This window comes from Vibrio sp. A8-1 (assembly GCF_013048685.1).
GTDB lineage: Bacteria > Pseudomonadota > Gammaproteobacteria > Enterobacterales > Vibrionaceae > Vibrio > Vibrio metschnikovii.
The window spans coordinates 1-803 of sequence record NZ_VHTC01000105.1 but is presented as its reverse complement, the minus strand read 5'-3'; the positions used below and the strand labels follow the sequence as shown (position 1 = coordinate 803).

The 803-nt window shown below is 52.9% G+C and carries 1 rRNA gene; it reads right to left on the bottom strand.

Annotated elements, in window-relative coordinates:
• Window positions 1-61 precede the first annotated feature (61 nt).
• Window positions 62-803 (bottom strand): 23S ribosomal RNA (locus FKN93_RS17430); the annotation flags it as partial.

The window sequence follows — 803 nt, the reverse complement described above, 5'->3', positions numbered from 1 at the left end:
TTTTCATTCTCTACACATTCAATGCACTTCTTTGAGTCCACCAAAACCCCTTGGGTGTTGTATGGTTAAGCCTCACGGGCAATTAGTACAGGTTAGCTCAACGCCTCACAGCGCTTACACACCCTGCCTATCAACGTTCTAGTCTCGAACAACCCTTTAGGACACTTATAGTGCCAGGGAGAACTCATCTCAGGGCTCGCTTCGCGCTTAGATGCTTTCAGCGCTTATCAATTCCGAACTTAGCTACCGGGCAATGCCACTGGCGTGACAACCCGAACACCAGAGGTTCGTCCACTCCGGTCCTCTCGTACTAGGAGCAGCCCCCTTCAATTCTCCAACGCCCACGGCAGATAGGGACCGAACTGTCTCACGACGTTCTAAACCCAGCTCGCGTACCACTTTAAATGGCGAACAGCCATACCCTTGGGACCGACTTCAGCCCCAGGATGTGATGAGCCGACATCGAGGTGCCAAACACCGCCGTCGATATGAACTCTTGGGCGGTATCAGCCTGTTATCCCCGGAGTACCTTTTATCCGTTGAGCGATGGCCCTTCCATTCAGAACCACCGGATCACTATGACCTGCTTTCGCACCTGCTCGAACCGTCATTCTCGCAGTTAAGCGGGCTTATGCCATTGCACTAACCTCACGATGTCCAACCGTGATTAGCCCACCTTCGTGCTCCTCCGTTACTCTTTGGGAGGAGACCGCCCCAGTCAAACTACCCACCAGGCACTGTCCGCAACCCCGATTAGGGGCCAACGTTAGAACATCAAAACTACAAGGGTGGTATTTCAAGGT